This is a genomic window from Psychrobacter piechaudii (assembly GCF_900162825.1).
Classification (GTDB): Bacteria; Pseudomonadota; Gammaproteobacteria; order Pseudomonadales; family Moraxellaceae; genus Psychrobacter; species Psychrobacter piechaudii.
The window spans coordinates 1-3,068 of record NZ_FUGE01000152.1 but is presented as its reverse complement, the minus strand read 5'-3'; the positions used below and the strand labels follow the sequence as shown (position 1 = coordinate 3,068).

General features: G+C 39.9%; 4 protein-coding genes. 1 reads left to right on the top strand and 3 read right to left on the bottom strand.

Features of this window, described 5'->3' with window-relative positions; translation table 11 throughout:
- Positions 1–106: 106 nt before the first annotated feature.
- Positions 107–622 carry an SDR family NAD(P)-dependent oxidoreductase gene (locus tag A1019T_RS08635; protein ID WP_244156599.1) on the bottom strand — a complete coding sequence of 172 codons (516 nt, stop codon included), beginning with the start codon at positions 620–622 and terminating at the stop codon, positions 107–109.
- Between the two features lie 163 nt (positions 623–785).
- Here A1019T_RS08635 and A1019T_RS08630 point away from each other — a divergent pair, with 163 nt between their 5' ends.
- Positions 786–1,145, top strand: a complete 360-nt coding sequence (locus A1019T_RS08630; RefSeq protein ID WP_077451296.1) for a VOC family protein — start codon at positions 786–788, stop codon at positions 1,143–1,145.
- 56 nt (positions 1,146–1,201) lie between these two features.
- Here A1019T_RS08630 and A1019T_RS08625 read toward each other — a convergent pair whose 3' ends face one another.
- Positions 1,202–1,891 carry an ABC transporter ATP-binding protein gene (locus tag A1019T_RS08625; protein ID WP_077451295.1) on the bottom strand — a complete coding sequence of 230 codons (690 nt, stop codon included), beginning with the start codon at positions 1,889–1,891 and terminating at the stop codon, positions 1,202–1,204.
- 165 nt (positions 1,892–2,056) lie between these two features.
- On the bottom strand, positions 2,057–2,737 hold the full coding sequence (locus A1019T_RS08620) for an HdeD family acid-resistance protein (RefSeq protein ID WP_077451294.1): 681 nt from the start codon (positions 2,735–2,737) through the stop codon (positions 2,057–2,059).
- Positions 2,738–3,068 lie beyond the last annotated feature (331 nt).

The following is a 3,068-nucleotide window of genomic DNA, read 5'->3' as shown; positions in this document are numbered from 1 at the left end:
GGGCTATTATCATTAGGCTCAAACAATTGATTCTTGCCTTGTTCATACTCAGGTTTTGGGTTAAAGTTTCACTAAGTCTGTTAAAGTTTGGCATGGTCTATTCGTCTTAAAAATTACTATTATGCCTTTGCTTTAACAGACTTTTTTGTTTTTTTTGTCGTGTGCAGAGATGTTTAGCTATCAATAAGCTGGGTAGGGCATTGACTTTCATATTGTCGATAAAAAACTCTGGATCCAGTTGTTTGACTGCTTTTTCGGGTTGATGACTGCCGTTGTGTAGCAGTCCAACCGCATTGATGGCCCAGTCGATATGATCAACGTGTTCGCTAATTTGCTCGATGGCTTGTTTTATACTTGGCTCAGAAGTCACATCCATCGCCAACCAGACAACTTTATCTTTAGTATCAGTATTTTCGGTATCGGTAGCTCTAGTATCTGTAGCTTTAGTGTCAGGCTCTTTGACGTCAGGATCTTCAGTATAAGGATGGTTGGTGATGGGTTGACGACGATGATAAGTGGCAAATATTTGCTCAACCTTATTATCCTCAAGCATTCGTTCAATCAACGCTTTGCCTATACCACTGGTGCCACCGATGAGTAAGACTTTTTTATTAGGTTTCATGGGACTCCATATAGGTGGCTTCATCTAAATGCTATTGAACTATCTGTTTTAAATAGTTACAAAGGAAATAGATGTATTATTGAATAGTTATTTATTAAATGTTTAGATTAATTAAATATTTTTTAGGTTTAGCATCTATAATTTCATTAAAAAGGAACTAATAATGAGTCAACATGAAAAACTAAATTATGTTGAGTTTGGCGCAACAGACTTATCCGCAACCAAAGCTTTCTTTAATGCCGTCTTTGGTTGGACATTTACCGACTATGGTGACCAATATATAGCGTTTGAAAATCAGGGTTTAGACGGCGGTTTTTACCAGTCGGATAAAGTAAGTACCGTCATAAATGGGGGTGCTTTGCTTGTCTTTTATAGTGATAGCTTGGCAACGACTTACGATAAGGTAGTGCATAATAATGGCACCATCGTTCGAGATACCTTTAAATTTCCTGGCGGCTATCGCTTTCACTTTACTGAACCAAGTGGCAATGAATTTTCGGTTTGGTCTAAGATCAATAGCTAATCAAGCCAACAGCTAGTCAAAAACTAAGGCTCTTAAATAACTAGCTTGGCTAAGGTCTATGCTGCCTCTACCTGCCCGTCATGAATGGTAATAACCTGATCGGCATGTTCCGTTAACGCAGGGTCGTGAGTAACAACCACTAAGGCCGTGCCAGATTGCTGCTGTAGCTCAAGCAATAAGTTCATGACTTGCTGCGCATTTTGCTCATCCAAATTACCAGTAGGTTCATCGGCAAAGATGATTTTAGGACGAGCCACTAATGCCCGAGCCAGTGCGGTGCGCTGTTGTTCACCACCAGAGAGTTGATGCGGTAGGCTATCACGGCGATGGGTTAACCCAACAGCCACTAACAGCTGTTCAACTCTATCTGGGTCAGGCTGACGAGCAATATCCAACGGGAAAGCGATATTTTCAGCCACAGTCAACGTCGGCAACAGATGAAATGACTGAAACACAAAGCCCATATCCTGCTGACGCTTTTGAGCTAGCTCATCTTCAGACAGTTGGGTTAAATTTTGACCATCAAGCCATACTTCACCACTATCCGGATAATCGAGACCTGCCAATAGGCCCAGTAACGTAGATTTACCGGACCCCGATTTGCCCATTATTACCGCAAACTCACTAGCATTAATGGTGACATTAATGCCTTTGATGATATCGGTTTTGGTATCGCCAATCATTACGCTTTTGCTGAGATTTTTGGCTCGTAATAGAGCTGATGAGTCAGCTGAGTTATGTGTCATTTGCAAAGTTTCTTCTAGTTGTGTTGGAGATGGTTTCTAATATCATCCCTACTATTATTGCGTGTCGTCTTTAGTGGCTATCTTAATAGATTATTGCCAGCTATCTGGCTTTGAAAGCCTAAATTGAAGACTTAAGGTAAAAGCTTAGATTCAATGCTTATGGCCTTATGGCTTCGGTTCATGGTCATAAGTCTGACCTTGTCTAAAAGGCTGTTTATTAATCTCACTAATCTCTTGCTGTAATTGTCTGTGTCTAAGCTTTAAATCTTCTGACATTTTTTGAGGTAACTCGTTTAGTTTCTTAAGTTTGAAGGCCATGTAAAGACTAAAGATACCCGTAGTGATAAATGCCAAGCCTGTCCAAATAACGATAGTCATACCTGCAAAAGCGGGATTCCAAATCATTATAATAGAGAAGATTAGGCCAATAACACCCAGTGCCATTAACGCACCCCAATCGCCAATCCCATAATCTTTTAAGTCTAAAGAGAAACTAAGGGCACTGATAGAGCGGAATAAAATTAAGAAGCCGACATAGAAGGTCAAAGTGGCCATCGACACTGCGGGGTTAGATAATAATAGCCCACCGATGACAGTCGTCAAAATACCAAAGGCCAGCACCCAGCCCCAGTTGTCCATTTCATTTCTATTGGTCAAAGAGAAAACAATCTCTGAGATACCAGAGAACAAGAAAGACAAGCTAAAAAGGATAGAGAGCGCCACATAGGAGGTGGCCGGAGAAGCGAAGGTGTAAATACCGACCACGATAAATATAGAGCCGACAATAGCGGGAATATACCAATGTTTAATGGTGTCATTAAAGGTTTTGAATATACTTTTTCTCATAATAGACCTCTTATTGTGGTTTTAAGTGAGTTGTATTTTTTTATAAAATAGAATCATTGTTTTGGATCTCTGTACACGACAAAAACAAAAAAGCTGACTAAGGACAAGGCATAATAGTAATTTTTCTGACGAACCACACTATGCCAAACCTTAATCAGCTCATAAATATATTATCGCAAAACCTAACCATGAACAAGGCAAGATTGACGTGTTTAGCCTTAATTACTCTAGCGATAATACAAGTACAAAGTAGTAACCTCAAACAAATAGCAAGAGGATTTGTCAAAGGCAGGACAAACAGTAATTACAGACGGCTACAACGCTTCTTTGC

Excerpts from the sequence above, each read along its gene's own strand:
- A1019T_RS08630 (WP_077451296.1), top strand. The coding sequence starts at position 786 with ATGAGTCAACATGAAAAACTAAATTATGTTGAGTTTGGCGCAACAGAC.
- A1019T_RS08625 (WP_077451295.1), bottom strand. The coding sequence starts at position 1,891 with ATGACACATAACTCAGCTGACTCATCAGCTCTATTACGAGCCAAAAAT.
- A1019T_RS08620 (WP_077451294.1), bottom strand. The coding sequence starts at position 2,737 with ATGAGAAAAAGTATATTCAAAACCTTTAATGACACCATTAAACATTGG.
- A1019T_RS08635 (WP_244156599.1), bottom strand. The coding sequence starts at position 622 with ATGAAACCTAATAAAAAAGTCTTACTCATCGGTGGCACCAGTGGTATA.